The sequence below is a fragment of the Methylobacterium sp. AC433 genome (assembly GCF_979253015.1).
In genome coordinates this window covers 80,580-106,805 of the sequence record NZ_CEEDBN010000008.1, presented here as the reverse complement: position 1 = coordinate 106,805, position 26,226 = coordinate 80,580, and the positions used below count along the sequence as shown (strand labels likewise).

General features: G+C 68.9%; 23 protein-coding genes and 1 pseudogene. 15 read left to right on the top strand and 9 right to left on the bottom strand.

Going from position 1 to position 26,226, the window contains the following annotated elements:
* Nucleotides 1-49 precede the first annotated feature (49 nt).
* Nucleotides 50-1,885, bottom strand: a complete 1,836-nt coding sequence (gene htpG, locus AC0IWM_RS13625; protein ID WP_471755789.1) for a molecular chaperone HtpG — start codon at nucleotides 1,883-1,885, stop codon at nucleotides 50-52.
* Nucleotides 1,886-2,103: 218 nt separating this feature from the next.
* Here htpG and AC0IWM_RS13620 point away from each other — a divergent pair, with 218 nt between their 5' ends.
* A complete protein-coding gene (locus AC0IWM_RS13620; RefSeq protein ID WP_471755787.1) occupies nucleotides 2,104-2,379 on the top strand; it encodes a hypothetical protein in 276 nt (91 codons plus the stop codon).
* A 40-nt stretch (nucleotides 2,380-2,419) separates the two neighbouring features.
* Here the strand turns inward: AC0IWM_RS13620 and AC0IWM_RS13615 are convergent, their stop codons facing one another.
* Nucleotides 2,420-5,308 (bottom strand): EAL domain-containing protein, encoded by a 2,889-nt coding sequence (locus AC0IWM_RS13615; RefSeq protein ID WP_471755785.1) that lies wholly within the window; start codon nucleotides 5,306-5,308, stop codon nucleotides 2,420-2,422.
* 168 nt (nucleotides 5,309-5,476) lie between these two features.
* Here AC0IWM_RS13615 and AC0IWM_RS13610 point away from each other — a divergent pair, with 168 nt between their 5' ends.
* Entirely contained in the window at nucleotides 5,477-5,869 is a 393-nt protein-coding gene (locus tag AC0IWM_RS13610; protein ID WP_243214794.1) for a cupredoxin domain-containing protein, read from the top strand.
* A gap of 67 nt (nucleotides 5,870-5,936) precedes the next feature.
* Here AC0IWM_RS13610 and AC0IWM_RS13605 read toward each other — a convergent pair whose 3' ends face one another.
* Nucleotides 5,937-6,938: a hypothetical protein gene (locus AC0IWM_RS13605; protein ID WP_471755783.1), complete on the bottom strand. Its 1,002-nt coding sequence runs from the start codon at nucleotides 6,936-6,938 to the stop codon at nucleotides 5,937-5,939.
* A gap of 319 nt (nucleotides 6,939-7,257) precedes the next feature.
* On the opposite strand from AC0IWM_RS13605, the gene AC0IWM_RS13600 reads away from it, so the two are divergent.
* Nucleotides 7,258-7,419: a hypothetical protein gene (locus tag AC0IWM_RS13600; protein ID WP_200930086.1), complete on the top strand. Its 162-nt coding sequence runs from the start codon at nucleotides 7,258-7,260 to the stop codon at nucleotides 7,417-7,419.
* Between the two features lie 32 nt (nucleotides 7,420-7,451).
* Here AC0IWM_RS13600 and AC0IWM_RS13595 read toward each other — a convergent pair whose 3' ends face one another.
* A complete protein-coding gene (locus tag AC0IWM_RS13595; protein WP_471755781.1) occupies nucleotides 7,452-8,540 on the bottom strand; it encodes a cytochrome-c peroxidase in 1,089 nt (362 codons plus the stop codon).
* A 238-nt stretch (nucleotides 8,541-8,778) separates the two neighbouring features.
* Here AC0IWM_RS13595 and AC0IWM_RS13590 point away from each other — a divergent pair, with 238 nt between their 5' ends.
* The gene (locus tag AC0IWM_RS13590; RefSeq protein WP_471755779.1) at nucleotides 8,779-9,819 is read left to right on the top strand and encodes a glutamine synthetase beta-grasp domain-containing protein; all 1,041 of its coding nucleotides are present in this window, start codon (nucleotides 8,779-8,781) and stop codon (nucleotides 9,817-9,819) included.
* Nucleotides 9,820-9,958: 139 nt separating this feature from the next.
* On the opposite strand, the gene AC0IWM_RS13585 is transcribed toward AC0IWM_RS13590, so the two are convergent.
* Entirely contained in the window at nucleotides 9,959-10,552 is a 594-nt protein-coding gene (locus AC0IWM_RS13585; protein WP_471755777.1) for a glutathione S-transferase family protein, read from the bottom strand.
* Between the two features lie 75 nt (nucleotides 10,553-10,627).
* On the opposite strand from AC0IWM_RS13585, the gene AC0IWM_RS13580 reads away from it, so the two are divergent.
* Complete coding sequence (locus AC0IWM_RS13580; protein WP_471755775.1) at nucleotides 10,628-11,350, top strand: helix-turn-helix transcriptional regulator; 723 nt, start codon at nucleotides 10,628-10,630, stop codon at nucleotides 11,348-11,350.
* 31 nt (nucleotides 11,351-11,381) lie between these two features.
* Here the strand turns inward: AC0IWM_RS13580 and AC0IWM_RS13575 are convergent, their stop codons facing one another.
* On the bottom strand, nucleotides 11,382-12,311 hold the full coding sequence (locus tag AC0IWM_RS13575) for a glutaminase (RefSeq protein WP_471755897.1): 930 nt from the start codon (nucleotides 12,309-12,311) through the stop codon (nucleotides 11,382-11,384).
* Between the two features lie 402 nt (nucleotides 12,312-12,713).
* Between AC0IWM_RS13575 and AC0IWM_RS13570 the strand changes: the two genes are divergently transcribed.
* Nucleotides 12,714-13,076 (top strand): NepR family anti-sigma factor, encoded by a 363-nt coding sequence (locus tag AC0IWM_RS13570; protein ID WP_471755773.1) that lies wholly within the window; start codon nucleotides 12,714-12,716, stop codon nucleotides 13,074-13,076.
* Nucleotides 13,073-13,657 (top strand): sigma-70 family RNA polymerase sigma factor, encoded by a 585-nt coding sequence (locus AC0IWM_RS13565; RefSeq protein WP_471755771.1) that lies wholly within the window; start codon nucleotides 13,073-13,075, stop codon nucleotides 13,655-13,657. Before AC0IWM_RS13570 ends, AC0IWM_RS13565 begins: the two co-directional genes overlap by 4 nt.
* Nucleotides 13,658-13,696: 39 nt before the next feature.
* Here the strand turns inward: AC0IWM_RS13565 and AC0IWM_RS13560 are convergent, their stop codons facing one another.
* Nucleotides 13,697-13,963, bottom strand: coding sequence for a hypothetical protein (locus tag AC0IWM_RS13560; protein ID WP_471755769.1), 267 nt, complete (start codon nucleotides 13,961-13,963; stop codon nucleotides 13,697-13,699).
* A gap of 432 nt (nucleotides 13,964-14,395) precedes the next feature.
* Between AC0IWM_RS13560 and AC0IWM_RS13555 the strand changes: the two are divergent.
* Both AC0IWM_RS13555 and AC0IWM_RS13550 read left to right on the top strand, forming a co-directional pair.
* Nucleotides 14,396-14,887 (top strand): annotated as a pseudogene (locus AC0IWM_RS13555) (YciE/YciF ferroxidase family protein).
* A 123-nt stretch (nucleotides 14,888-15,010) separates the two neighbouring features.
* Nucleotides 15,011-17,188 (top strand): helicase-related protein, encoded by a 2,178-nt coding sequence (locus AC0IWM_RS13550; protein ID WP_471755767.1) that lies wholly within the window; start codon nucleotides 15,011-15,013, stop codon nucleotides 17,186-17,188.
* 70 nt (nucleotides 17,189-17,258) lie between these two features.
* Here AC0IWM_RS13550 and AC0IWM_RS13545 read toward each other — a convergent pair whose 3' ends face one another.
* Nucleotides 17,259-17,624 carry an SWIB/MDM2 domain-containing protein gene (locus tag AC0IWM_RS13545; protein ID WP_056476824.1) on the bottom strand — a complete coding sequence of 122 codons (366 nt, stop codon included), beginning with the start codon at nucleotides 17,622-17,624 and terminating at the stop codon, nucleotides 17,259-17,261.
* A 613-nt stretch (nucleotides 17,625-18,237) separates the two neighbouring features.
* On the opposite strand from AC0IWM_RS13545, the gene AC0IWM_RS13540 reads away from it, so the two are divergent.
* The gene (locus tag AC0IWM_RS13540; protein ID WP_272481515.1) at nucleotides 18,238-18,363 is read left to right on the top strand and encodes a hypothetical protein; all 126 of its coding nucleotides are present in this window, start codon (nucleotides 18,238-18,240) and stop codon (nucleotides 18,361-18,363) included.
* A gap of 577 nt (nucleotides 18,364-18,940) precedes the next feature.
* Nucleotides 18,941-19,378: a PRC-barrel domain-containing protein gene (locus AC0IWM_RS13535; RefSeq protein WP_471755765.1), complete on the top strand. Its 438-nt coding sequence runs from the start codon at nucleotides 18,941-18,943 to the stop codon at nucleotides 19,376-19,378.
* 17 nt (nucleotides 19,379-19,395) lie between these two features.
* On the opposite strand, the gene AC0IWM_RS13530 is transcribed toward AC0IWM_RS13535, so the two are convergent.
* A complete protein-coding gene (locus AC0IWM_RS13530) occupies nucleotides 19,396-20,055 on the bottom strand; it encodes a response regulator (RefSeq protein ID WP_471755763.1) in 660 nt (219 codons plus the stop codon).
* A gap of 161 nt (nucleotides 20,056-20,216) precedes the next feature.
* Here AC0IWM_RS13530 and AC0IWM_RS13525 point away from each other — a divergent pair, with 161 nt between their 5' ends.
* The 4 genes from AC0IWM_RS13525 (at nucleotide 20,217) to AC0IWM_RS13510 (ending at nucleotide 26,040) form a co-directional block, all read left to right on the top strand.
* Complete coding sequence (locus tag AC0IWM_RS13525; RefSeq protein ID WP_471755761.1) at nucleotides 20,217-21,386, top strand: FIST N-terminal domain-containing protein; 1,170 nt, start codon at nucleotides 20,217-20,219, stop codon at nucleotides 21,384-21,386.
* Nucleotides 21,383-22,741, top strand: a complete 1,359-nt coding sequence (locus AC0IWM_RS13520; protein ID WP_471755759.1) for an ATP-binding response regulator — start codon at nucleotides 21,383-21,385, stop codon at nucleotides 22,739-22,741. The genes AC0IWM_RS13525 and AC0IWM_RS13520 overlap by 4 nt, the downstream gene beginning before the upstream one ends.
* Before the next feature lie 321 nt (nucleotides 22,742-23,062).
* The gene (locus AC0IWM_RS13515; RefSeq protein ID WP_471755758.1) at nucleotides 23,063-25,036 is read left to right on the top strand and encodes an acyl CoA:acetate/3-ketoacid CoA transferase; all 1,974 of its coding nucleotides are present in this window, start codon (nucleotides 23,063-23,065) and stop codon (nucleotides 25,034-25,036) included.
* Nucleotides 25,037-25,089: 53 nt separating this feature from the next.
* Nucleotides 25,090-26,040, top strand: a complete 951-nt coding sequence (locus tag AC0IWM_RS13510) for a LysR family transcriptional regulator (RefSeq protein WP_471755756.1) — start codon at nucleotides 25,090-25,092, stop codon at nucleotides 26,038-26,040.
* The last annotated feature ends 186 nt before the right edge of the window (nucleotides 26,041-26,226 follow it).

The following is a 26,226-nucleotide window of genomic DNA, read 5'->3' as shown; positions in this document are numbered from 1 at the left end:
TCCGGCGGAGATGCTCCGCCGGAATATAGTCTTGGATCTTAGATTGGCCTCAGGCTGCCGCCAGGGCTGCTGCCATCTTCTGGGCGAAGGCGACGGGATCCCGCGGCGTGTCGCCATCCTGCACGCGGGCGAGGTCGAGGAGCGTCCCGGCCGCCTCGGTGATCGCTTCCTGCGCCTCGACCTTGGCGCCCAGGGACCGGATCAGGGGATGGCGCGGGTTGATCTCCAGCACCGGCATGCCGCCGCCGCCGCGGCCGGCGCGGCGCAGGAGCCGCTGCATCTGCAGGTCCGGGCCATGACCCGAGGCGGAGAGCACCACGGCGCTCTCGACGAGCCGGTCGGTGGCGCGCACATCGGAAACGTCGGAGCCGAGCGCTTCCTTGAGGGCCGCGACCAGCGCCTCGACGGAGGCCGGGGCCTCCTCGCCCTCCGACGCCGCGCCCGCGAACTTCGAGAGGTCGACGGCCCCTTGCGTGACCGAGCGCAGGGGCTTGTCGTCGAAGCGGGCCAGGGCCTCGGGCCAGAACGCATCGACGTGGTCGGAGAGCAGCAGCACCTCGATACCGCGAGCGCGGAAACCCTCGAGCTGGGGCGAGCGCTTCAGGGCATCGGCATCGTCGGCGACGAGGTAGTAGATCGCCTCCTGGCCGTCCTTCATCCGCGTGACGTAGTCGGGCAGGGAGGTCCAGCCCTCGACGGCCGAAGAGTTGAAGCGCAGCAGCGGGGCGATCTCGGGCCGGCGCTCGTGATCCTCGTAGATGCCTTCCTTGAGGACGGGTCCGAAGTTCTCCCAGAACGGGCGGTAGCCCTCCGCGTCCTTGGCCCGGGTGGTGAGGTCCGAGAGCACCCGGCCGGTCACGGCGCGGCGGATCCTGGTCAGCACCGGGGTGGCCTGCAGCATCTCGCGGGAGACGTTGAGGGGCAGGTCCTCGGTATCGACCACGCCCTGGACGAAGCGCAGCCAGGAGGGGAGGAGTTCCGCCTCGTCGGTGATGAACATGCGCCGCACGTGCAGGCGCACCTTGCTGGCGCGCTCGCCCTCCACCGCCTGGAACGGCTTCATGCCGGGGACGAACAGCAGCGCCGAGAATTCCAGCGCGCCTTCCGCGCGCCAGTGCAGCGTCGCCCAGGGCTCGTCGAAGTTCATGCCGACGTGGCGATAGAACTCGGTGTACTGCTCGGGCGTGACCTCGGACTTCGCCTTGCGCCACAGCGCCGTGCCCTGGTTGGCGTTCTCCTCCTTGCCGTCCTCACCGCGGATCGCGATCGGCACGGTGATGTGGTCGGCCCATTTGCGCACGACGTGGTCGAGCCGGTAGCTCTCCAGGTACTCGTCGGCATCCTCCTTCAGGTGCAGGACGATGTCGGTGCCGGGCTCCGTCCGGGTGGCGGGCTCCAGGGTGTAGCTGCCCTGGCCCTCCGAGGCCCAGGTCCAGGCCTCCTCGGAGCCGGCGCGGCGCGAGGTGACGGTGACGCGGTCGGCGACCATGAAGGCGGAGTAGAAGCCGACGCCGAACTGGCCGATCAGGCTCGGCTTGTCCTCCGGCTTGGCATCGCTCAGGCTCTGGCTGAAGGCGCGCGTGCCCGATCGCGCGATGGTGCCGAGGTTCTGGGCCAGCTCCGCCTTCGTCATGCCGATGCCGGCATCGGTGATGGTCAGGGTCCGGGCCGCCTTGTCCGGGACGATGCGGACCTTGGCGTCGGCGGGCAGCGCGGAGGCCTGATCGGTCAGGGCCTCGAAGCGGCGCCGGTCCATGGCGTCGGCGGCGTTGGCCACCAGCTCGCGCAGGAAGATCTCCCGGTCGGAGTAGAGGGCATGGACCACGAGGTCCAACAGACGCCCGACCTCGGCACCGAATTCGTGCCGTTCCACGGTGTCGCTCAAGGGAACGCCTCCTGATGTCGAAGAGTGAGTGAAGCGTGCGCGATATGCCGTCGCGTCCCGGCGAATTCAATGGCGGCCAAGGTCGCGAGGGGGCGTGCGCCGGCGTGCCGGCCAATTTCACCGGGCCGGCGCGCAACCTTCGCGGGTCTCGGGCGTAGCCGTGCCTTCACACGACAGCGAGAAGGTCCGAGATGGAACCAATGAAGCCGATGGCGCCCATGAAGCCCATGGAACCGATGAAGCCGATGAAGGGGTCCGACCCCTGGTGGCCGCAGGAGCTGGGACAGCCCTCCACCAGCGGTGGCCAGAACGACATGCGCTACGCGTTCTTTCCCGACAAGCATCGCCTGCTGATCGAGCGGGACGGCAAGCTGACGACCTACTACAGCGGCGACCACAGGATCAGCGGCGTCTCGCAGTCGAACGGACGCTCGCCGACCTTCTCGAGCCAGAACGGCGACGTGGCGTTGGACGACCTCAGGGTCGTCGACTGATCCGCGTGCCCGGCCGGTCCCGACGGGCCGTGGCGCCGTCTCAGGCCACGGCCCGGGCGGCGTCGGTGTTCCCGCGCGACCAGCGCTCGATCGTCTTCGGAACCTCCGCGGCGGGGCTCGGCTTGGCGAAGAAGTAGCCCTGGCCCTCGTCGCAGCCCTCGCTGCGGAGGCGGTCGAACTGCGCCTCCGTCTCGATGCCCTCGGCGGTGGTCCGCATGCCCAGGCTGAGGCCGAGCCCGATCACCGCCCGGACGATGAGTCCGGAATCGGTCTTGTTGGTGATGTCGCGCACGAAGGACTGGTCGATCTTGATCTTGTCGAAGGGGAAGCTGCGCAGGTAGCTCAGGGACGAGTAGCCGGTGCCGAAATCGTCCATGGCGATCCGTACCCCGAGGCGGCGCAGGGCGTAGAGCGTCGCGAGGGTCGCGAGGTTGTCCTTGAGGAGCACCGATTCGGTGATCTCCAGCTCGAGCCGCCCTGGTGGCAGCCGGCTCTCCGTCAATGCCCGGCGTACGGCTTCGACGATGACCTCGTCGCGGAACTGCACCGCGGAGACGTTGACCGCCACCTTGATGCCGTCGGGCCAGCGCATCGCCTCGGTGCAGGCCGTGGTGAGGCACCACGCCCCGAGCGGCACGATGAGGCCGATCTCCTCGGCGACGGAGATGAACTCGCCAGGAGGAACGAGGCCGCGGACCGGATGGCGCCAGCGCACCAGCGCCTCGAAACCGCCGATGCGGCGGGCGCGGAAATCGTAGATCGGCTGGTAGTGCAGCTCGAACTCCTCGCGCACCAGGGCTTCGCGCAGGTCGAGTTCGAGGGCCCGCCGCTTCTGGAGGCTGACATCCATCTCCGCCTCGAAGAAGCGCCAGGTTCCGCGCCCGTCCGCCTTGGCGCGGTAGAGGGCGACGTCGGCGTTCTTGAGGAGCTTGTCGCAGGTGGTGCCGTCGCCGGGCGCGAAGCAGATGCCGATGCTGACCCCAACGCTGGCGCGGTGTCCGTCGAGGTCGTAGGGCGCGCTGACCACCTCGACGATCCGGCGGGCGAGGATGGCGGCCTCCTGCGGCCGCTCGGTCTGCGCCAGGATGATCGCGAACTCGTCGCCGCCGAGCCGGGCCACGGTGTCGACCTCGCGCACGCAGGCTCGCAGCCGGTCGGCGACCGCGCGCAGCAGGGCGTCTCCCACGGGGTGGCCGAGGGTATCGTTGACCTCCTTGAAGCGATCGAGGTCGAGGCAGAGCACCGAGAATGGGCTTCCGCGCCCGAGATGGGCGACCGCCTCCTCGATCCGCTCGCCGAACATCGCCCGGTTCGGTAGGCCGGTGAGCACGTCGTGCCGGGCCATGAAGGCGATGCGTGCATCCGCCTCGCGGCGCTCGGTGACGTCCTCGTAGGTCGCCACGAGGCCGCCTCCGCGGACCGCTTTGTGGGAGACCGCGACCACGCGTCCGTTTCCGAAATGCAGGAAATCCGAATCGACGGAGGCGCCGCTGGCGGTCTCGGCCTGGGCCAGGGCGAAGGCGTCGGGCGCCGGCTTCGGATAGTCGCCCCGCGTCGCGCTGAGTTCGGAGACGTCGCGATAGGACAGGCCGAGCGGAAGCTCGGCGGGCGTCAGTTCGAAGATCTCGCAGTAGCGACGGTTCACGACGGTCAGACGGCCCGCGGCGTCGAACAGGCAGAGGCCCTGGGACATGTTGTCGAGCGCAGTGTCGAGGCGCAGGTTGGCCGACTGGAGGATGGCTTCCTGCTCCTTCAGGAGCGTGATGTCGCTGCAGACTGCGATGAAGCCGCCCGTGCGCGTGGCGCTGCGGCTGATCCGGAGCCAGCGGCCGTCACGCAGGCGCAACTCGCTGCGCTCCTCTGCGGTGGCCAGGAGTCCCCGGGCGAGGTTGCCCGGACCAGCCTCCGCTTCCGCGAGAGCGGCGATCGTGCGGCCCGGCGGGAGGGTGCCGGCGCGAAAGCCGAGGTAATCCTCCGCCTGACTGTTGGTGAGGGTGATCCGACCGGCCTCGTCGACGACGACGATGCCCTCCCGGGACGTCTCCAGGGCGTCGGCGAGGCGATCCTCGGCGGAAATCCTCTGGGCGACCTCCTTCTCCATCGCGTGCCGGATGTTGTCGCGCATGATCCCCATGGCCGCCAGCAGCGTTCCGACCTCGTCGGCCCCCCCGGCCGGCATGGTTCCGCTGAGGTCGCCGCCCGCGATGCGGGTGGCCGCCTGCGAGGCGTCGGCCAGGGGTCCCATGATGCGGCGCGCCAGACAGAAGGCGACGGTGCCGGAGAGGAGCACGGCGATCAGGGTACCGAGGAGGTTGAGCCGGGTCTCCCGGGCCACGATGGCGCGCGCCTGCTGACGATAGATGAAGCCGTCGCCGGCCGTGTAGTTAATGAAGAGGTCGAAGTTCTCCTCCGCCGCCGCGGCGTGGCGGTCGAGCTCCGCGTAGGCGGCCTCGCTCCGGCCGAGGTCGGTGATCCGGGCCCGGGCTTCCGTCCATTCGGTGACCGCACGCTCGGCCGCCTGCGCCGCGCGCGTCGCCCGATCGGACTGGGCGCGCTCCACGGCGATCTCGAGGTCTTCGGCGAGCAGGCGCTGGAGACTCGCGAGGCGCTCGTCGAGGAGCGTGCGGGCCGCCGGATCGGTGATCAGCCAGCGCCGGGCCTCGACCGTACGCATCCCGGCGAAGTCGGTGGCGGCGGCGCGCGCGTAGTTGATGGACATCAGCGACCGGTCGAAGGTCTGGCTGACGAGTTCGTCCGCACGGCGGATGCTCGACGCCGCCGAGAGCCCGAGGGCGGCCGTGATCGCGCTCATGACGAGGAACGCGATCACGATCCGTCCCCGGATCGTACCGAGCATCGCACCGGCCGCGTCCACCAGGCCTCGGCCGGTGCGCACTCGCGATGTCATCGGGGCTTCGGGCGATGTCATCCAGTCTGTCCCGTCCAATGATGCGGGTCAGGATGACGGAAAGTTGTTAAGGCGATCTTGAGATCGGGTATCCAGTTTCGGTTCTTAACCGGCAGTTCACTGCGGTGTGAAACCGTGGTGGTGGATGCGGCCTGGCTAACTTAGGAGGCTGCTGGTCACGTCCCGATAGTGGATCATCTCAATCCTTATCACTGGTCAACGGATGGAACGCCGATGCGGCGCCTCACACTTGTTTGCGTGGCCTTTGGCTTTTTCGGTGCGGCGTGCGGTGGGCTGGCCCTGGCGGCCGTCGGGACACCGAGCCTGCACGTGTCCCAGAAGGGGCGCGCCTTCCAGCCGAATGCGCTGATCGTCCCGCGCGGCGCCAATGTCGAGATCGTCAACGACGACGGCGATCTCCTCCACCACGTCTACATCGACTCGCCCGACTTCACCTTCGATTCCGGAGACCTGAAACCGGGAAGCCGGACGCAGGTGGTCTTCGACGTGGGCGGGACCTTCGCGGTCCTGTGCGGAATTCATCCGAAGATGAAGCTGACCGTGCGCGTCGACGCCCGCTGAGGTGGGCGAGGACGGTGGGGGTCGGGCGGTACGCTCCGCCCCCCGCGCTGCCGGCGAGGTCGCGGCGTCAGAGCAGGGTCGAGCCCTGCAGCACGGCGTGGGCGCCGTAGTACAGTCCGATGAAGGCCGCCAGGGCGGCTCCGTACCCCACGGGGGTCAGCGCCAGGTTGCGCAGGCGGTAGGGCGCGGCGGCATTGTCGGCGGCGAGCGCCACCATCGCGACGATGATCGGCGCGTGGCCGATGGCGTCGACCTTGCCGAACTCGAAGATCGCCGAGATGAAGGTGGCGGCCAGCAGGATCGCGGCGATCCTGCGGACCAGCGGCGTGCAGACCAGCGCAAACGCGAGGGCGAATTCCACGGCGCCGGCCGCCTTCATGAAGTACTCGCCGGTGAAACCGAGAGTCATCGCGGGATGCTCGATGAAGAGCGGGAACGACCATTGCGGGTAGGCCCACTTCTCCACCGAGGCCCACATCAGCGTGATGGCCGCGGTGTAGCGCACGATGTCGAGGGGGCGGACGTTGCCGGGCAGAGAGAGGCCGAGGCCGGTCAGCGCGCAATAGGCTGCGACCCCGAGGAAGACCGGGTAGTCCGCGAGGTGGAACGCGCCGTACTGGACCAGGGCGGTGGTGAAGAGCACGACGATGCCGAGTGCCGAGAACGGCATCGTCCGCCGCCACAGGAAGCCGGCGGCGATGGCGAGTTGGAACCACGGCAGTGCGGTGTTGGCGGTCTTGAGCTCGGGGGTCAGGATGATGCCGCCGAGGGTCCAGAGGGCGACGAAGAAGCCGCCGAGCACCGCGCGGAACAGGAGCTCGGTGTTCTCGCGGGCCCAGGCGGTGGTCCGGTCGAGGGATCGGATCAGTGCTGCCCCCAGCACGGTTCCCTCGAGAAGACCGCCGACCATCAGGGCGAGCAGGGACAGGCCGACCAGCATCTCGAAATCCGAGCACAGGACCTCGCCGAGATCCCGGGGTGCCCCGACGAGGTCGTAGGCGCAGAACCATTTCACGTGAGCCATCGCGGCGTCGGAGCTCGCGAGGATGAAGACAGCCGTCGTCGTCATGACTGCGGCGCGCGGCAGCCAACGTCTTCCAGGTTGCATGGGAGAGGCCCTGTTCACGAAACCGGCTCGGGGGCTTGCCGGCACGATGAAAACTACGCGGCTTCTAGGAATTCCGGAAGGAACTTGTTAACGAACCCTTCCAAATGGTTAATTGGTTGCTTGGTGGCATCGGCCGCCACCTTCGTGCGGTTCGTCGGATGCACGGCGACCGTGTAACGCTTTCATGACCATGTCTTCGGAAGCCGCGCACCCGCGCATGGTCCCCTAACCCTGCCCGGGTTAGGGAAAGAGGAACGCCGCGCCCGACCCGAAGAGCCCGATGATCGCGACCCTGAGCCTGTCGAGCCTGATGGTGGGGACCGGGCTGTCCTACGCGGCGACGCGGGCGACGAGCCGGGCCGAAGTCCTGGAGCGCTGGTCCGGACGGCTGCTCCTCGGTGGGCTCGGGCTGCTCGGTGCGGGTCTCCCGCTCTTCCGCTGACGGCGATCCGTCCCCGATGCGGGACGTTCCCCTCAGTTCAGGCGGGGCGGGGTCGCGACGCTCGCCGTCCCATCGGCGCTCAGGGACTTCAGGAACGCGATCAGGTCGCGCTTCTCGGCCTCGGTCAGGCCGAGCGGCCGGATCGCGGGCGAACGGCTCGGCCGGTCGATGCCGCCGCGATCGTAGAGGTCGACGACCTCGCGCAGCGAGGCGAGCGACCCGTCATGCATGTAGGGCCCGCGCTCGGCGACGTCCCGCAGGGTCGGGGTCTTGAAGGCGTAGCGCAGCTGCACCGAGTCCGGGAAGAACGCGGACCGGCCGATATCCGTGCCGGTGCCGACGCCGATGTCGTGGAACGATCCGTCCGTGAAGGTCCAGCCGGAATGGCAGGCGGCGCATTGCGCCTTGCCGTTGAAGAGCGCGAACCCGGCCTTGGCGCTCGGGCTGATGGCGCGGGCATCGCCCGCCACCCAGCGGTCGAACGGCGCCTCGCCGGACACGATGGAGCGCTGGAAGGTCGCCAGCGCCAGCTCGACGGTCCGACGGCTGATCGCGCCGTCGGGGCCGGCCGCCCCCACACGATCGGGGAACGCGGCCGCGAAGGCACGAACGTAGCCGGGATCCGCCTTGAGGCGCGCGATCAGTGTCTCCTCGGGCAGGTTCATCGCGTTCGTGCCGGTGATGGGGGTGAAGGCGACGGCCTCGAGGTCGCGGAACTTGCCGTCCCAGCCGAGGATCGGGTTCTGGGCCACGTCGAGCAGGGTCGGCGTACGCACCTTCATGGCGGCACCGGTCTCGCCGATGCCGCGCGGGCGGCCGTCGCTCCAGGACTGGGTCGGGACATGGCAGCCGGCGCAGCTCATGGTGCGCGCGCCGGAGAGGAGGGTGTCGAAGAACAGGCGCTGGCCGAGGTCGGCCTTCGCCGGGCTGTAGGGATTCTCGGGCGGATGCAGCGCCTCGTCGACCCGCCGATAGGCCTCGCGCAGCGCCGAGAGTTCGGCCTGCGTCGTCCTAGCATCCGTTCGTCCTGGCTCGCCGGCGCCGGAGGCGCGTAACCCCAGCCCCGCCGCCGCGAGGGCGAACAGGGCAACGCTGGCGAGCGCGGCGCTGACTGTGCGCATCACGATCTCCTGACCTTGTCAGCGCTAGGACGAACTCGTTAACGAAGTCTCACGCGACGCCGTCGCCCTAGGCCGCCTTCGATCGGCCTCGGCCGTTCGGAAACCCTTGCCGATATGCCGCAGGATCCGGCTCGCTGGATTTGGCGCGAACGTTGCTTAGGCGGCTCCAGCCAGCGATGGCTGCGAATCCCGTCAGGTGTCCTGGGATTTCGCATCGCTTCAGGACGAGAGGCTCGGAATGACGAAATACAAACTCGAGTATATTTGGCTCGACGGCTACACTCCGGTGCCGAACCTTCGCGGCAAGACCCAGATCAAGGAATTCGACGCATTCCCGACCCTTGAGCAGCTTCCGCTCTGGGGCTTCGACGGCAGCTCGACGATGCAGGCCGAGGGCGGCAGCTCCGACTGCATGCTGAAGCCCGTGCGTCACTTCCCCGATTCCACGCGCAAGAACGGCGTGCTGGTGATGTGCGAAGTCATGATGCCGGACGGCGTCACCCCGCACACCTCCAACAAGCGCGCCACCATCCTCGACGATGACGGCGCCTGGTTCGGCTTCGAGCAGGAGTACTTCTTCTACAAGGACGGCCGCCCCCTCGGCTTTCCGGCCTCCGGCTACCCGGCTCCGCAGGGCCCGTACTATTGCGGTGTCGGCTACAAGGAAGTCGGCAGCATCGCCCGCAAGATCGTCGAGGAGCATCTCGACCTCTGCCTCGACGCCGGGATCAACCACGAGGGCATCAACGCCGAGGTGGCCAAGGGTCAGTGGGAATTCCAGATCTTCGGCAAGGGCTCCAAGAAGGCCGCCGACGAAATGTGGGTCGCCCGCTACCTGCTCCAGCGCCTGTGCGAGACCTACGAGATCGACGTCGAGTATCACTGCAAGCCGCTCGGCGCGACGGATTGGAACGGCTCGGGCATGCATGCCAACTTCTCGACCGAACACATGCGCTCGGTCGGCGGCAAGGCCTATTTCGAGGCCCTGATGGCGGCCTTCAAGGAGAACCTCGACGACCACATCGCGGTCTACGGGCCGGACAACCACATGCGCCTGACCGGCAAGCACGAGACGGCGGCGATCGATCAGTTCAGCTATGGCGTCGCCGATCGCGGCGCCTCGATCCGCGTGCCGCACAGCTTCGTCAACAACGCGTACAAGGGCTACCTGGAAGACCGCCGTCCCAACAGCCAGGGAGACCCCTACCAGATCGCCTCGCAGATCCTGAAGACCATCGCCTCGGTTCCGACCGCGACCGATCAGCAGGCGGCGGCCTAAATCATAGGCACGTCGTCGGGCATTCTGCTCGTCTGATAGCCAGGGCCTGCCGCGAAACCCGCGGCAGGCCTTCTTTTTTGCCTCTACCCTGAGCAGTCGTTTCAGGCCGGGTCGTCCGCTCGGGCGTCCCGCGCCGGGATCACGCTGCGGCGTCGAAGGCCGCGGCGAACCGCGCGCCCGGCCTCTCCATGCAGCGCTCGACCCAGGCGTCGAGGACCGGCTCGCCGGGCTTGCCGAACCAAGCATAGGGCGAGTGGAGCAGCAGGTCGGCCGCGGTGAAGCGGTCGCCGAACAGGAAGGGCCCGTCCGCCAGGGCCGCGCGCAGCCGCGCCTTCACCTCTAGGTGACTCCGGAACGTCGCCATGATGCCGGGATGGGTGACGCCGACCGCCTCGAGTGTCAGCACGGGCTCGACGACACCCGAGTACCACGCGAACCAGCTGAGATAGGCGCCGCGGCGCGGATGCCCCGGCGGGATGTTCAGGCCCGTATCCGGGAACAGGTCGGCGAGGTAGAGCATGATCGCGCTGCTCTCCCAGATCGCGACGCCGTCATGGATCAGGAACGGGACCTTGCCGTCCGGGTGCGGATTGGCCGGATCCCGGCCGCCTGTGCCGTCCCGCCGCGGGATGGTCACCCGCTCGATCGTCACGGCCTCGAGGGCGTCGAGCTCCTTCAGCAGGGCGATGACGCGGGTCGAACGGCTCTGGGGGGAATGGAAGAGGGTCAGCATGGGGGCGCTCCGGTTGGCGGCTTCGGCAGCGCGGCTTATACGGCAGGGCACCTGCCAATTTCCGTCAGTTGCACGATGGCTCGCACGGATCGCCTCTTCCGCCTCCTCCAGGCTCTGCGCGCGCTGCCGGCGCCGGTGACGGCCGCCCGCCTGGCGAAGGAGACGGACGTCTCGGTCCGGTCGCTCTATCGCGACATCGATGCCCTGCGGGCGGCCGGCGCCGTCATCGAGGGCGAGCGCGGCTACGGCTACCGCCTGATCGAGGACGGTGCGCTGCCGCCCCAGATGTTCGACCGTATCGAGATCGAAGCTCTTGCCCTGGGGCTGTCCGAGGTCCGCCACATGGGGGACCCGGCCCTGGCCCGGGCGGCCGTCGCGGTGCTCGCCAAGGTCGCCGCCACGCTGCCGGACGCGAGCCAGCAACACCTCCTCCACGCCGTCTCCCAGGTTCGCCGGTCGGGGCCGCGCTTCGCGCCCGCTCTCGGTCTGGCGACGCTGCGCGAGGGGTGCTGGCGCGAGGAGGCGGTCCGGATCCGCTACGCCGACGAGGCCGGGCGGGAGACGGTGCGCACGATCTGGCCGCTAGCGATCGTCTATCTCGAATCCAAGCTGGTGGTCCTCGCCTGGTGTTGCCTGCGTGGGGCACACCGCATCTTCCGGGCGGACCGCATCGCTGCCGCCGCGGCCACGGGCGCGAGTTTTCGGCCGAGGCGGGTGAGCCTGCTCCGAGACTATCTGGCCGCCCTGCGCGAGTCGTCCCGGCAGCGCGCGGCGCCCCCGCGCGGAACGGATTCCTGAGCCGGGTGCGTCCGCGCCGGAGCGCGATGGTTCAGGCTCCGAAGATCGACCAGCCGAGTCGCTTCGTCAGTCTCTCCAGGGCGATCCGCCCGAGATGGGAATTGCCCGAGGCGTCGAGTCCGGGCGACCATACGGCGATCGACGCCTTGCCCGGCGCGATCGCCAGGATGCCGCCGCCGACGCCGCTCTTGCCGGGCAGGCCGACGCGGTAGGCGAACTCGCCCGAGCCGTCATAGTGCCCGCAGGTGAGCATGACCGCGTTGATGCGGCGCGCCCGTTCGGGCGAGACCACCGACAGTCCCGTCAGCGGGTTGCGGCCCGAATGGGCGAGGAAGCGGCCCGCCTGGGCGAGCTGCCGGCACGACATGCTGATGGCGCAATGGTGGAAGTAGACGCCGAGGGTGAAATCGACCGGATTGTCGAGCACCCCGAAGGATTTCATGTAGTGGGCCAGCGCCATGTTGCGGAAGCCCGTGCGCAGCTCGGAGGCGGCGACGGCCTCGTCGATGGCGATGGTCGGATCCTGCGCCAGGAACTGCATGAAGCGGAGGATCTCACCGAGGGCCTCGCGGGGCTGGTGCCCGGACAGGATCAGGTCGGTGACCGCGATGGCCCCCGCGTTGATGAACGGATTGCGTGGGATGCCGCGCTCGCGCTCGAGCTGCACGATGGAGTTGAAGGGACTGCCGGAGGGTTCGCGCCCGACCCGGCGCCAGAGCCGGTCGCCGGCCATGCCGAGGGCGAGAGTCAGGGTGAAGACCTTCGAGATGCTCTGGATCGAGAAGGGCGCGTCGCAGTCGCCGGCGGACGCGATACGCCCCTCGGCGTCGATCACCACGAGGCCGAAGGCCTTGGCATCGACCCCGGCGAGCTCCGGGATGTAGGTCGCGACCTCGCCCCGGTCCGGCCGCTCCAGCATCTCGTCGGCGATCTCGCGGACGACGTGATCGAGATCGGGCAGGTCTGACGGCATCGGGCAGCGCTTCCGCGGTGGGGCGACGGGGTTGGCCGACGCGCGCAAGCGCCGGGCCATGCTGGCCTCCGCCGCAGATTGCGGCGCGCGATAGAGTCTGGTTCCGCTTGGCGCTGCGCGGCGGGAGAGCGAGCAGGCCGCGCTTTCGTACTGTTCAGCTTAGCGACAGGATCGCGATACTATAAATTTCCAATGGTAACGCTTGACCAATGTATCGCCATTGTTTCTAATCGTTTCTAACTGATGCTCATGGTCTTTCGCCTGCATTTGGCGGCTTAAGATCAGATGAATGCTTTTTTCAGAGCTCGTTAAATCGCGCAGCCTTAGCACGGCCGCCGAAATGACGGCGCTCCGGACTCTCCGGCCCCGGCCGTCGAGCGATGAGCAGCAATGAGCATTGATTCGAGCGACCCAAACCGCAGCATCGAACCCGGCGATGTCCAGCTCGCGACACCGAAGACGGGCAGTCTGGTGCAGGGGAGACCGGCACCGGTGACACGGGCGCGGTCTGGCGTTGCCGGGCCTGGAATCGCCGCCGTCGACATTGCGCATGCCATCGTCCCCGACGTCACGCCATCCCCTCAGGTCCGAACGGGCCCGGGCGAGGCCGGGATGACGGTGGAGGCCCGGCGACGCATCGGACGCAACCTGCGCCTCCTCTACGCCGAGGTGCTGAACCAGCCGCTACCCGACCGATTCGATGCCCTCCTCGCCGATCTGGCCGCCCGCAACACCACGCGAGGATCCTCATGAACAACGCGATGCCAGCTCCGGTCGGCACACCGCAGGGCGCCGACGACGAGATGCGCGGACTCCTGCTCGGGGCGATCCCGGCCCTGCGGGCCTTCGCGTTCTCGCTGACCTACGATCTCGACCGCAGCGACGACCTCGTCCAGGACACCCTCGTTCGGGCCTGGACCAAGGCCGACAGCTTCACACGGGGCACCAACCTCACGGCGTGGCTGTTCACCATCCTGCGCAACCTGTTTTACTCCGAGCAGCGCAAGCGCAAGCGCGAGGTGGAGGATGCCGACGGCGGCCTGGCTGGGCGCCTGACGAGCCTGCCTGAGCAGGAGATCCGGGTCGAGATGCTGGAGTTCCAGGAGGCCCTGAACGCGCTGCCCTTCAGCCAGCGCGAGGCGTTGGTCCTCGTCGGTGCGCAGAGCTTCACCTACGAGGAGGCGGCGGAGATCTGCGGCGTCGCCGTGGGGACGATGAAGAGCCGCGTCAGCCGGGCGCGCGGCCGCCTCATCGAGAGCCTCGGGATGAACGGGACCGACGATATCGGCGCCGATGCCCTCACCCGGGCGGCATTGGGGGCGCCGCCCGGGTAGCGATCGCGCCCCGGGCGCGACGCGTCCGCCGCCCTCGGATCAGATCAGGGCGGCGCGCACCGCGCGGGCGATCTCGGCGGGCGGCACATCGCTCCGGTCGCCCAGAAGGCGCCGCCCGGAGGCGATCACCTGGAGGGCCTCGCGGCTGCTGCCGTCGCCCAGGGCGACCGCTTCCAGGTCGCGGAGATACTGGAGTACCCCTTCGCGGGCCTTGCCGTCGCGGTCGAGCACCGGCTCGACCCGGGACGTGACGTCGTTCGCCACCGAGGCCCAGAATGCAGCCGGTCCGGCGGAATTCTCGTGCATCGCATCGCTTCCCTGACGTGTGTGGTCGCGCAAGGACCGATGACGCGCCGACGCGGCATCGCAACCCGCTTCGACGCGCCCCGGCGCCACATTGAATTAGCAAGCGAGAAGCGGAGCCTTAAATAACTTGGATCAATAAAGAAGCAAAAAAGACTAGCGGTTGTTGTCATTGGCCAATGCAAGATAGTTTTCGGGTTTCCATCTCTAAGTTGAGGATCGGCTCTCGTCGAAGTTCCGCCGGTGGAACAGAAAGCATAGGCACCGGGTTTTCAGGGCAGGTTCGAACCATCGAGGCAGCCAAGTGCCGCGATCTCGATGCGCGGCCCCCCTTGGACACTGGCGACCCGGTAGCACGCCGATGCGCAGGGCGGGCTTCGCGTCCCGGCGCGTCCGCCCCTCGATCCCGCATCAACGACGCCAGTGGAGGCAGCCATGGGCTTGTTCACCCGTGATATCAAAACCCTCAACGACCTTTTCGTCCACACGCTCCAGGATATCTACTCCGCCTAGAACCAGGTCACGAAGGCGCTGCCCAAGATGATCGCCAAGGTGACCCATCCGGAACTGAAGCAGGGCTTCGAAACTCACCTGCGTCAGACGGAGAATCAGATCCAGCGCCTGGAGAAGGTCTTTCAGATGCACGGGCACAGCCCCAAGGCGGTCACCTGCCCGGCGATCAACGGCATCATCGAGGAGGCCAGCGAGATCTCCGACAAGGATGTGCTGGACGCCGCCCTCGTGGCCTCGGCCCAGGCGGTGGAGCATTACGAGATCACCCGCTACGGCACCTTCATTGCCTGCGCCAAGCGTCTCGGTCGTGAGGATTGTGCGAGCATCCTCCAGCAGAACCTCGACGAGGAGAAGTCTACGGACCACCTGCTCACCAGCCTGGCGGAGCGGCAGCTGAACCAGCGTGCGGCCTGAACGGGCCGACGACGGTTGGGATTGCGCTGATCCGAGCCGTTGCTTTTTGAGCCGCGTCCCGCGCACCCTGGCGCGGCCCGGTCGTCCGTCCGCGGCGGATCCAGACCCCCCGACGAGAGGCCCATGGCCCGCAAACGTGCGCGACCGACGAACGAGATCCTGCTTGAGGCGGCGGCGCGCCTCGGGCTGCCGCCCCGCAGCGTCGAGGTGGACGCCCTGCGGCTTCATCTCGGCCTGCCCGAGTATGGCGGCCTCGTCGAGGATGCGGTGGTCGCCAAGGCCCTGCGCGAACTGAGGGCGCGGCGAGCCTTCGCGGAGGGCGGTGTCGCGGTCGTGAAGAAAGCGGTGCCCGCCCTGCGCGCGGCGGTGATGCGGGACGGCAGCATCGCCTGGACCATCCGGACCCTGATCCCCGTCCTCGACGGCGGGCGTCTCGACCTGCGGGTCGATGCGACGCCCGAGACCGGCATCGCCGGCATCCTGTCCGGCATGGCCCATCGCAACGATCCGAACTGGCGCCTCGAGGAGCTGCGTGCCGCCGTCGCCGAGACCCAGCCGCGGACCACGAAGGCCCTGCGCCGAGCGGTGGAGCGTCTGCGTGACCAAGTCGCCGAGGACCTGCGCGAGGTGGGAGCCGATGCCGCGACCTATATCGACCATCTCGACCGCTCCCTGCGCTCGCGCGCCTTCCTGTTCTCGCCCAACCTGAACCAGTCGCTCACCGACACCCTGAAGGGCGTGCGCGCCCGCGCCCGTAGCGTGGCGCGAGAGGATTCGCGCCTGCGCCGACTGCGCGATCAGGTCGGCTTCGGCGCCTACATCGAGAAGTTCACCGCCGCCCGGCGCCTGGGTCGGCGCATCATCTTCCACATGGGTCCGACCAATTCCGGCAAGACCTATGCGGCCCTGGAGATGCTGCGGGCGGCTCCCACCGGAACCTACCTCGCTCCCTTGCGGCTGCTGGCGCTCGAAAACTACGAGGCCCTGGCCGAGCGCGGCCTGCGCGCCGGCATGGTGACGGGCGAGGAGACGCTGGGCGATCTCAACCCGACCCATACCGCGCGCACCATCGAGACTGCCGACCTCACCCGGCCCGTCGACGTCGCGGTGATCGACGAGATCCAGATGATCGCCGATCCCGATCGGGGCTGGGCCTGGACCAACGCCCTGTTCGGGGTCGCCGCCCGCACCGTGGTGGTCTGCGGCTCGGACGATGCGCTGGCGGCGGTGCGCCGCGCTGCCGAGGCCGCCAACGAGTCCCTCGAAGTGATCACCTTCGTGCGCAAGACGCCGCTGGTGCTGCAGGAAGCGCCGGTTCCCCTGGAGAAGGTGACGCCGGGCGACGCGGTGGTGGCGTTCTCCCGCCGGGCCGTCCACGAGAACCGCGAGATCCTGGTGGCGGCCGGGCACCGGGTGGCGACGATCTACGGGGCGCTCTCGCCCGAGGTGCGCCGCGCGGAGGCCGCCCGCTTCCGGGCGGGCGAAGCCGATGTCCTCGTCACCACCGACGCCATCGGCATGGGCCTCAACCTCGGTCCCCTGAAGCGGATCGTCTTCTCGGCGGTGCGCAAGTGGGACGGCGTCGGCGAGCGGGCGCTGACCAATTCCGAGATCCGTCAGATCGCCGGCCGCGCCGGCCGCTTCGGGCACCAGGACGAGGGCTACGTCGCCGCCGTCGACGAGACAGGGCTGGAGCCGATCCGGGCGGCGCTGGCCGGCGCGCCGACAGCGCCGGCCGCCGACACGCGCTTCTTCGTGCGTCCCGACCTCATTGCGATCAATTCCGTCGCCGAGGAGATGCGCACCGACAGCCTGCGCGAGGTGCTGGCGCACTTCGCGCGTGCCACCTTCTATGCCGGCTCACCGTTCCAGCCTTCCGCCCTGGAGGAGATCCTGGAGACCGCTCGGGTGGTGGACAAGGCGCGGTTGCCGATCGCGGAGAAATTCGCGTTCTCGGTCTGCCCGGTGGACCGGCGCGATCCCGTCTCCCTCGGGATGCTGGAGCGCTGGACCCAGGCCCGGGCGGCGGGCACGAGCGTGCCGGCCCTGCGGGCGAACCTCGCGGGCGAACTGGATTACCAGGAACGGACGGTGAAGCTCGCCAGCGCCTATCTCTGGCTGTCCCGGCGCTTTCCCGAGACCTTCGACGATGCCGATGCCATGCGGGCGATGCGTGCCAGGGCGAACGGCGAGATCGAGCGCCATCTCAGGGAGACGGCAACCCGCAAGGTCGAGCGGCGCACGCGGCGGGCGGGGCTGATGAACCAGCCCCTCGGTGGCCGCCATGATCCGCGGTCGTGACCGGCCGGCAGGGGGAGGGGAAATCCCCTCCCCGACGCCGATCCGGGACGAGTGTTAAGCCGGTGGCGGCTCAGGCCGACTTGAGGTGCGCAGCCAGGTGCTTGTTCATCTCGAACATGGTGCACTTGTCCTTGCCGAAGACCTTCTTCAGCTTGTCGTCGGCCAGGATCTCGCGCTTGTTCTCCGGGTTCTGGAGATTGTGCTTTTTGATGTATTCCCAGACCTTGCTCACCACCTCGCCGCGCGGCAGGGCGGCATCGCCGACGACGGCGGCGAGCTCGGAAGACGGCTTGAGCGGCTGCTGCAGGGCGTTCGGCTTGGCACCCTCGCCCTTCGGCGCGGCGACCTTCTTGCCCTTGGCGGCGGGCTTCTCGGCGTCCTTCGGGGCAGCCTTGGGGGCGGCCTTCTCGGCGGTCTTCGTGGTGCTCTTTGCCATGGGGTCTTCCTCCGGATGTCGACGGTGAGCGCCGGTACGCCCACGGCCGGTGGCCTCGCAGCGCATAGCTGCAACAACTAAGCGGTGCCGCGAGCGTTCCAAGGGGAAACCGCCCTCTGCGCGCCCGTCATCCACAGGCGCGGAGCCGGGTGTCCGGTCGAGGCTGCTCCGTACGGAGATGAAACGGCCTCGACTTGGTGAGAACTTGGTCTGCGCCGACCTGTACTTCGACACGCCGTCGGAGCTGGCCGTCGATCCGGGGGGCGTGGGCAGGGGTGATAAAAATCATTGTGCGACAAAGGCTTACCGGGATGCGCGAGCGGATGCGCTCCAGCGTCCGTTCGGCCGGCCGCACCGCCCGCGCCCGCTGGCGTCGCGCCGTGCCGGTGCGGAACCGGTCCGGGCTCGCGTCCCGTCCGAAGGGCACCGTCCCGTACGCAAGATTTTATGGCCGCGACGAAGAATTGATGCGGAAGACTTCCTGGAAACGGTGGGGACGGACGACGGGACCGGCAGGGCTCGAACCGGTCTTCACGCCACGACGCGCAGTTTTGGGACGGAGCCGGCCCAGGCGCATCACCGAACCTTAAGGGAGAGCGATGATAACGGGATCATGATCCTCCTTGCCTTCACGCTCTCGCTGGGAGCCGCCGCCGCGCTCATCATCGGCCTCGGCACGCTGGTCTCGGTCGAGGCCCAGGCCGGCCCCGACGCCCGTGGCGATGCCGGCCTGATCTGACGGCCAGCGCCCGAACCGCCCGCGCCCGCGACCGTTGCGCCGGGGTTCCATTCCTGGCGTGATCGCTCCGTCCTGTTCGACAACTCGGTCGCCCCGTCCCTCGACAGCGCGGCCCACATCATCCGGATCGCCCCGAATCCCGCCTATCGCCTCCCGGGCATCGCGATACCGCCGAACGTGTGCACCTGCCTCGGCCGTCGCACGGCCCTGCGACGGCGCTCCCTCGCCCGCGACGGCCCCGTGATCCTCGGGGCGCTGGGCGGGATCGCCACCTGCGGCGCCGTGCTCACCGTGTTCGTCGGGACGCGATCGTGGCGGACATCCTGTTCGTGCCGTTCGGCTGCGCCATCCCCTGCGCCCGGCCGGCCTTGAGGGTGTTCGGTCTCGAGACGCTCCTGGCGAGCCGCGGGATGCGCCAGAGGCTGGCCGTACGAGATCGAGGCGGCCGCGCGGATCGGTGTGCCGGTTCGTCGAGCGGGCCTGAGGCCGGAACCCCCGCGCGGGTCGCGGCTTGTCCGGTCGAGCGCCGCGTCCGGTGCTCCCACGTCGCCGAACCCATCTCCAGAGAGGAATGCGCATGCCGACGGACCTTCCGAACGAGCGCAGCATCCGCCCGGCCGGGTCGATGGAACTCGACCCCTCGGCCGAGGGCGTCGCCATCGACGAGACCCGCCGCCTGATCGCCTCGAACAAGGTCGAGGGCACGGCCGCCTACAGCCACGACGGTGAGCACATCGGCATGGTCTACAACTTCATGGTCGACAAGGTCTCGGGCCAGGTCGCCTACGCCGTCATCTCGTTCGGCGGCTTCCTCGGTCTGGGCGAGAGCTACCATCCCGTCCCCTGGCGGGCGCTGACCTACAGCGTCGATCTCGGCGGCTACATCGTCGACATCGACCGCGACACCCTGGCGGGCGCGCCGACCCACGGCCCCGGCGAGGACCCCTTCGCCGACCCGGCCTTCGGCGAGCGCGTCGACGGTCATTACGGTGGCTCGAAGGTCCCGACCGCCTGAGGTGACGAGCGGGCGCCTCAGTTCTCCGGCGCCGCGAGGATCCGGTCGAAATCGAGGAGCGCGGTCTCGATGACGATCTGCGTACGGCTGATCACGTCGAGCTTGCGCAGGATTTCGGAGACGTGCGCCTTCACGGTGGAATCCCCGACCTGAAGCTCGTGCGCGATCTGCTTGTTGAGCTTACCCTGGCGGATCATCGCCAGCACCCGCACCTGCTGCGGGGTCAGGCTCGCGACCCGCTCGGCGATCGGCGCCTTGCGGGCGGAGGACGGGGCAAGCGTCGCGTTCGGCAGCTTCGCCGGCACCGAGAGGCCTCCAGCCAGCACATCCGCGATGGCCCGCGTCAGCGTCGCCTTGTCGACCGCCTTGGGCACGAAGCCGGCCGCTCCGTGATCGAGCGCCTCCCGGATGATCCGCGGATCTTCCAGCCCCGAGACGACGAGGATCGGCACCCGCGGCGCCTGAGCCCGGATCGTCAACAGTCCCTCGAAGCCGGTCACGCCCTGCATCGACAGGTCGAGGAGGATGATCTCGATGGCGGCCTGCGCCGTCAGAACCGCGCAGGCGCTGGCGATGCCGTCGGCCTCGTGCAGGGTCGCGTCCGGGTAGGCGAGGCCCACCGCGCTGGCGAGGGCGTCGCGAAAGAGCGGGTGATCGTCGACGATGAGGAGATGCATGCCCGCTCCGCCCGGTGCGTGCGCCCCTGCTCCGGAGCCGTTCGGCGCCGCATTGCGCGGGAACCGGCCGCCCGACATACTCGTGTCATCGCGGGGAACCGGACGTCAAGTCCGGCACGCGTCGAGCCGTGGGGGAGCGCAACGTGGCAGAGGGGACGCAGATGCGCACGCATCTGTGCGGCATCACGACGGCGTGGACGGGCGCCGCCACGGCCGACATGGCGATCGCCGAGATCGGCGCGGCCATCGGCCCGCGTCCCGTCGCCCAGATCGTGGCCTTCTTCTCGGCCGATTACGACGTCGAGACCCTGAACCGGGGGCTCTGCGCGCGCTTTCCGGGTGCGGGGATCGCGGGCTGCACCATGTCGGGTGGTATCTCGCCGGCGGGCGGCCTCGATCGGGGCCTTGTCGTCATCGCATTCCCGAGGGCGGGTTTCCGCATCGTCTCGACCTTGCTGGACGCCATCGACCACCTCGACGTGGAGCGGACCGCCTCCAGCGTGCGGGCCCTTCGCCGGAGTCTCGACGGGGCGGGCGCCGATCCGGCCTCCGGCCGCTGCTTCGCCGTCTCGCTGATCGACGGGCTCACCAATGCCGAGGAGACGGTGGTCTCGGCCATCGCCTGGGCGCTCGACGGCATCCCTCTCGTGGGCGGCTCGGCCGGCGACGATCTCACCTTCCGGGAGACCGTGCTGCTCCATGACGGCCGCATCCACCAGCGCGCCGCCGTGCTGCTCCTCGTGGAATCCGATTTCCCGGTCCAGATCTTCAAGAGCGACAATTTCGAGCCGACCGGGACCAGGTTCGTGGTCACCGCCTCCGACGACGAGCAGCGCACCGTGCATGAGCTCAACGCCGAGCCGGCGGCGCGCGAATACGCCATGGCGGTGGGCCTCGATCCCGAGCGGCTGTCGCCGATGAGCTTCGCCGCCTACCCCCTCGCGGTGAAGGTCGGGGGCGAGTATTTCTGCCGGTCGATCCGGCGCATGAACGCGGATGGCTCGCTCAGCTTCTTCTGCGCCATCGACGAGGGGGTGGTGCTCACCCTGGCGCGCCCGCGCGACATCGTAGCGGCGACGGAGGCCGAACTCGCCCGCCTCGACGCGGCATTGGGCGGCATCGACCTCGTCATCGGCTTCGAATGCGTCCTGCGCCGCCTCGACGCCGAGAGCCGGCAGGTGCGGCACGGCATCGTCGATCTCTACCGACGCTACGACATCGTCGGCTTCGACACCTACGGCGAGCAGTACCGGTCGATGCATCTCAACCAGACCTTCACCGGCATCGCCATCGGGCGGGGCGAGCCGGGCCGCGGCGGGGCCGGGCCATGATCGTCCTGCCGCCGGAGACCGCACCGCGCGTCGCCGAGGAAGATGCGCACCTGCGGCGCATCGCCAAGCTGGAGCGCATCAATGCGGCCCTGATGGCGCATGTCGAGCGCAGCATGGACCAGCAGGGCGGTGCCTACTCGCTGTTCCAGACCGCCACCATGCTGGAGGGCCGTGTCCGTACCCGGACCGAGGAGCTGACCGGGCTGATGCACCGCCTGGAACGCTCCAACACGGCGCTGGTGGCGGCCAAGGAGGAAGCGGAGAACGCCAACCGCTCGAAGACCCGCTTCCTCGCCGCCGCCAGCCATGACCTGCTGCAGCCGCTCAACGCGGCCCGGCTCTCGGCCTCGGCCCTGGCCGACTTGCCCCTGGGACCGGAGGCGGCGGCGATCTCGGGTCAGATCGAGCGCGGGCTCCAGATCATCGAAGACCTGATCAAGACCCTGCTCGACATCTCGAAGCTCGATGCTGGCGTGGTGCGCCCGGCGATCAAGCCGGTGGCCCTCGGCGAACTCCTCGCCGGTACCGTCGCGAGCTTTCGCCCCTTCGCCGAGCGCAAGGGCCTGCGCCTCACCCTGCGCGGACCCGACCTGGTGGTGGCCAGCGACCCGATGCTGCTTCAGCGCATCCTGCAGAACCTCGTCTCGAACGCCATCCGCTATACCCGGCAGGGCGGCGTGCTGGTGGCGATCCGGCGGCGAGGGGACGCCTGCCGCATCGAGGTGCTCGACACCGGCTGCGGGATCGCCCCGGCGGAGCAGGGCCTCGTCTTCGAGGAATTCTTCCGCGGCGGCGCGGAGGGGGAGGGGGGCGAGCCGGGCCTCGGGCTCGGCCTCTCCATCGTGCGCCGCATGGCCCAGGCTCTCGGCCACCCCCTCGACCTCGCCTCGCGGGTCGGGCGCGGCACCCGCATGGCCCTGACCGTGCCGGTGAGCCTGACCCCACCCGAGCGGGTGGTTCCCGCCGCCCCCGTCACGACCCGGCTCACGGGCGCGCGGGTCCTGGTGGTGGAGAACGACCCGCCCACCGCCGATGCCCTGGAGCGGCTCCTGCGCGCTTGGGACGCCGAGGTCTGCGTCCACCGCGACCTTGCCGGGGTCGAAGCGGCGCTCGCTGCCGGCATGGGTCCGCCGGACCTGCTCATCCTCGACTACCATCTCGACAACGGTGCCTGCGGCCTCGACGTGGCGACCTATCTGAACAGCCGTGCCGAGACCCGCTTGCCCGTGATCGTGACCACCGCCAACCACTCCCCCGAGATCGAGGCGCAGGTCGCCGAGCTCGGAGCGCACCTCGTCCACAAGCCGGTGCGACCCGCCCAGTTGCGGGCGCTCCTGACCTATCTGCTGGCCTGAGCGCACACAGGGCCTGCATGCCCGAAGAGTATTTTGAATAAACTTGGCCGTATCGGAGACATCGTTCCGTCTTGCCACGCTTCCGACGGCTGGTTGTGAAATCTTTTGCAGGCCCGCTTTCAGTTCAGTTTGATGCTCGATTGAAAAATTTGCATTGCACCAAGATAAAATTGCGCTGCAACGACAGTTGAAGCGCTCTTGCGAAGCTTCCTGCAGGTCTTTACGCTGGCGCGCCAGAATAAGACTTTCCCATGCGCGCCTCGCCGCAGGTCATGACCTGTCGCCCGTCGCCGGCCTGGGATGCGGAGGACGGCCCGGTTCATGAAGAAAAACAAGGTCATCACGGCTGGCGAGGCGATCGCGCTGATCCGGCACAACGACGTGGTCACCACGACGGGCTTCGTGCAGAGCTGCATCCCGGAGGCGCTGCACGCCGCCCTGGAGACGCGCTTCGTCGAGACCGGCGCCCCCCGCGACCTCACCCTGATCATGACGGCGGGGGCGGGCGACAGCAAAGGCCTCGGCACCGGGCGCCTGCACCACGAGGGCCTTCTCCGCCGCGTCATCGCCGCCAATTTCGGCCGCATGCCGAAGGTCGCCAAGGCCGCCCAGGAGAACAAGATCCTCGGCTACAACCTGCCCCAGGGCGTGATCTCGCAGCTCTATCGGGCCTGCGCCGCCGGTCAGCCGGGGCTGTTCTCGAAGGTGGGCCTGCACACCTACGTCGACCCGCGCCATGGCGGCGCCCGGGTCAACACCGTGACGGAGGACGAGATCGTCAAGCTCGTCGAGGTCGATGGCGAGGAGTGGCTGTTCTACACCGCCACTAAGATCGACGTCGCCTTCATCCGCGGCACCTCGGCCGACCCCTCGGGCAACATCTCCTTCGAGAAGGAGGCGCTGACCCTGGACTGCCTCGCCCAGGCCATGGCCGCCCGCAACAACGGCGGCATCGTCATCGCCCAGGTCGAGCGCATCGTCGATGACGGCTTCCTGCTGCCCAAGGACGTCCGCGTTCCGGGCATCCTCGTGGATTGCGTCGTGCTGGCCGAGCCCGAGATGCACCGCATGAACTACGGCGTGCAGCACGATGCGGCGCTGGCCGGCCAGATCCGCGTCCCCGTGAGCGGCATGAAGAAGATGCCCCTCGATGCCCGCAAGGTCATCGCCCGGCGCGCGGCCTTCGAGCTGCCGCCCAACGGCGTCGTCAACCTCGGCGTCGGCGCGCCCGAGGGCATCTCGGCGGTGGCGAACGAGGAGAAGGTCACCCCCTACATCACCCTGACCACCGAGGCCGGCGCGGTGGGCGGCGTCCTCGCCTCCGGGTCGAGCTTCGGCGCGGCGACGAACGCCGACTGCGTCATCGACCAGAACCAGATGTTCGATTTCTACGACGGCGGCGGCCTCGACATGACCTGCCTCGGCCTCGCCGAGTGCGACCAGCACGGCAACGTCAACACCAGCATGTTCGGCGGCCGCCTCAATGGCTGCGGCGGCTTCATCAACATCAGCCAGAACGCCCGCTCCGTGGTCTTCGCCGGTACCTTCACGGTCGGCGGCCTGGAGACCGTGATCGAGGACGGCAAGCTCCGGATCGTCACGGAGGGCCGCTCGCAGAAGTTCCTGCCGCAGGTGGAGCAGATCACCTTCAGCGGGCACTATGCGCAGATGCGCGCGCAGCCGGTGATCTACGTCACCGAGCGCTGCGTCTTCCAGCTCACCGACGAGGGCCTGGAACTCATCGAGGTCGCTCCCGGCATCGACATCGAGCGGGACATCCTGCCCCACATGGGCTTCCGGCCGATCATCAAGCAGCCGATGCCGATGGATGCCCGCCTGTTCCGAGACGAGCCGATGGAGCTGCTGGCCGACCTGCTCAATCTCAACCTCCCCGAGCGGGTCAGCTACGACGCCGAGCGCAACATCCTGTTCGTGAACCTGGAGGGCTGGCACGCCCGTGCCAAGAGCGACCTCGACGATCTGCGCCTGGTGCTGGTGGGCGCCTGCAAGAAGGCCGGCCAGCGGGTCAACACCGTGGTCAACCACGACGGGTTCCGCATCAACGAGAACCTGTACGACGACTACGCGCACATGATTCAGTACCTGCAGGCGAACTACTACCTCACCACCACCCGCTACGCGACCAGCGCCTTCCTGCGCCTCAAGATGGAAGAGGCGCTGACCCGGCGCGGCGTCGCGCCCCACGTCTTCGAGCGCAAGGAGGATGCCCATGCCTTCCTGGACGGGGCCGGCAAGATCCGACGCGCTTCCACGGCGATCGCCTCGGCGGCGTGAGCCGGGCGGCGGCGCCCGTCCCGGAGCCGTGGCGCCGACGATGAGGAAGGCTCATGGTGCTTGCGTCGGCACCTGCGCGTCGGCACAACCGATCCGTGCCGCACAGCCGTACGAGCCTGCCCGCCCTCGGGGCCTTCCTGGCGATCGCGAAGCATCGCAGCTTCCGGCGTGCAGGCCTTGAACTGGGCGTCAGCGCCTCGGCGCTGAGCCATGCCCTGAAGGGCCTGGAGTCGCAACTCGGCGTGCGCCTCCTCAACCGCACGAACCGAAGTGTCACGCTCACGGCCGCCGGCGAGGATCTGTTCGCGTCGCTCGATGGGCCGTTCGCGGCGATCGGACAGGCCGTCGAGGCGTTGAACCGTCATCGCGGCGAGCCGGCCGGCCGCGTGCGCCTCAACGTGCTGGAACATGCGAGCGCGCTCCTCCTGGCCCCGGTCCTCCCGGTCTTCCTCGCGCGCTATCCGGAGATCGCGGTCGATGTCCGCGTCTCGAACACCCTGCTCGACGTCGTCGAGGCCGGCGCCGATGCAGGAATCCGCTACGGCGACACGGTTCCGGAGGACATGATCGCGCAGCGCCTCTCCGCCGAGGTCCGCTGGGTCGTGGTCGGCGCGCCCGCCTACCTGGCGCGCTTCGGTGTGCCGATGCATCCCAACGACCTGCTCGCCCATCGCGGCCTGGGCATCCGGCTCGGCAACGACCGCATCTATCGCTGGGAGTTCGAGCGGCACGGCGAGGCCGTAGCCCTGGATGTGCCGGGGGCACTGACCCTCGACAACACCGGGCTGGCGATCGCCCTCGCGCAGGCCGGCGCCGGCCTGGCCTACCTGCCGGAACCCTGCGTGGCGACGCCGGTTCGGGAGGGGACCCTTCGGCGCGTGCTCGACGACTGGTCCCCGGCCGGCCCCGCCTTCCACCTCTATTACCCTGGGCGCCGGCAACTCCCGACCGGTCTGCGGCTGCTCATCGCACTGATCCGCGAGATGCGCCCGCTCGGCCTCTGACGTCGCCAGCATACGAAACGATGAGGATGGCTCATCGCCTCGATGAGGTGACACCGGCTCACACCGCCGGATCGTCCCGCCTACATCCAGGCCGACGCTCCGGGACGGTGTCCGCCGCCGACGACGCGCAGGGCGCGGTCATCGGGACGTCCTCCGGATCATCGGCGCGTCCGCTCTTCGAACCCG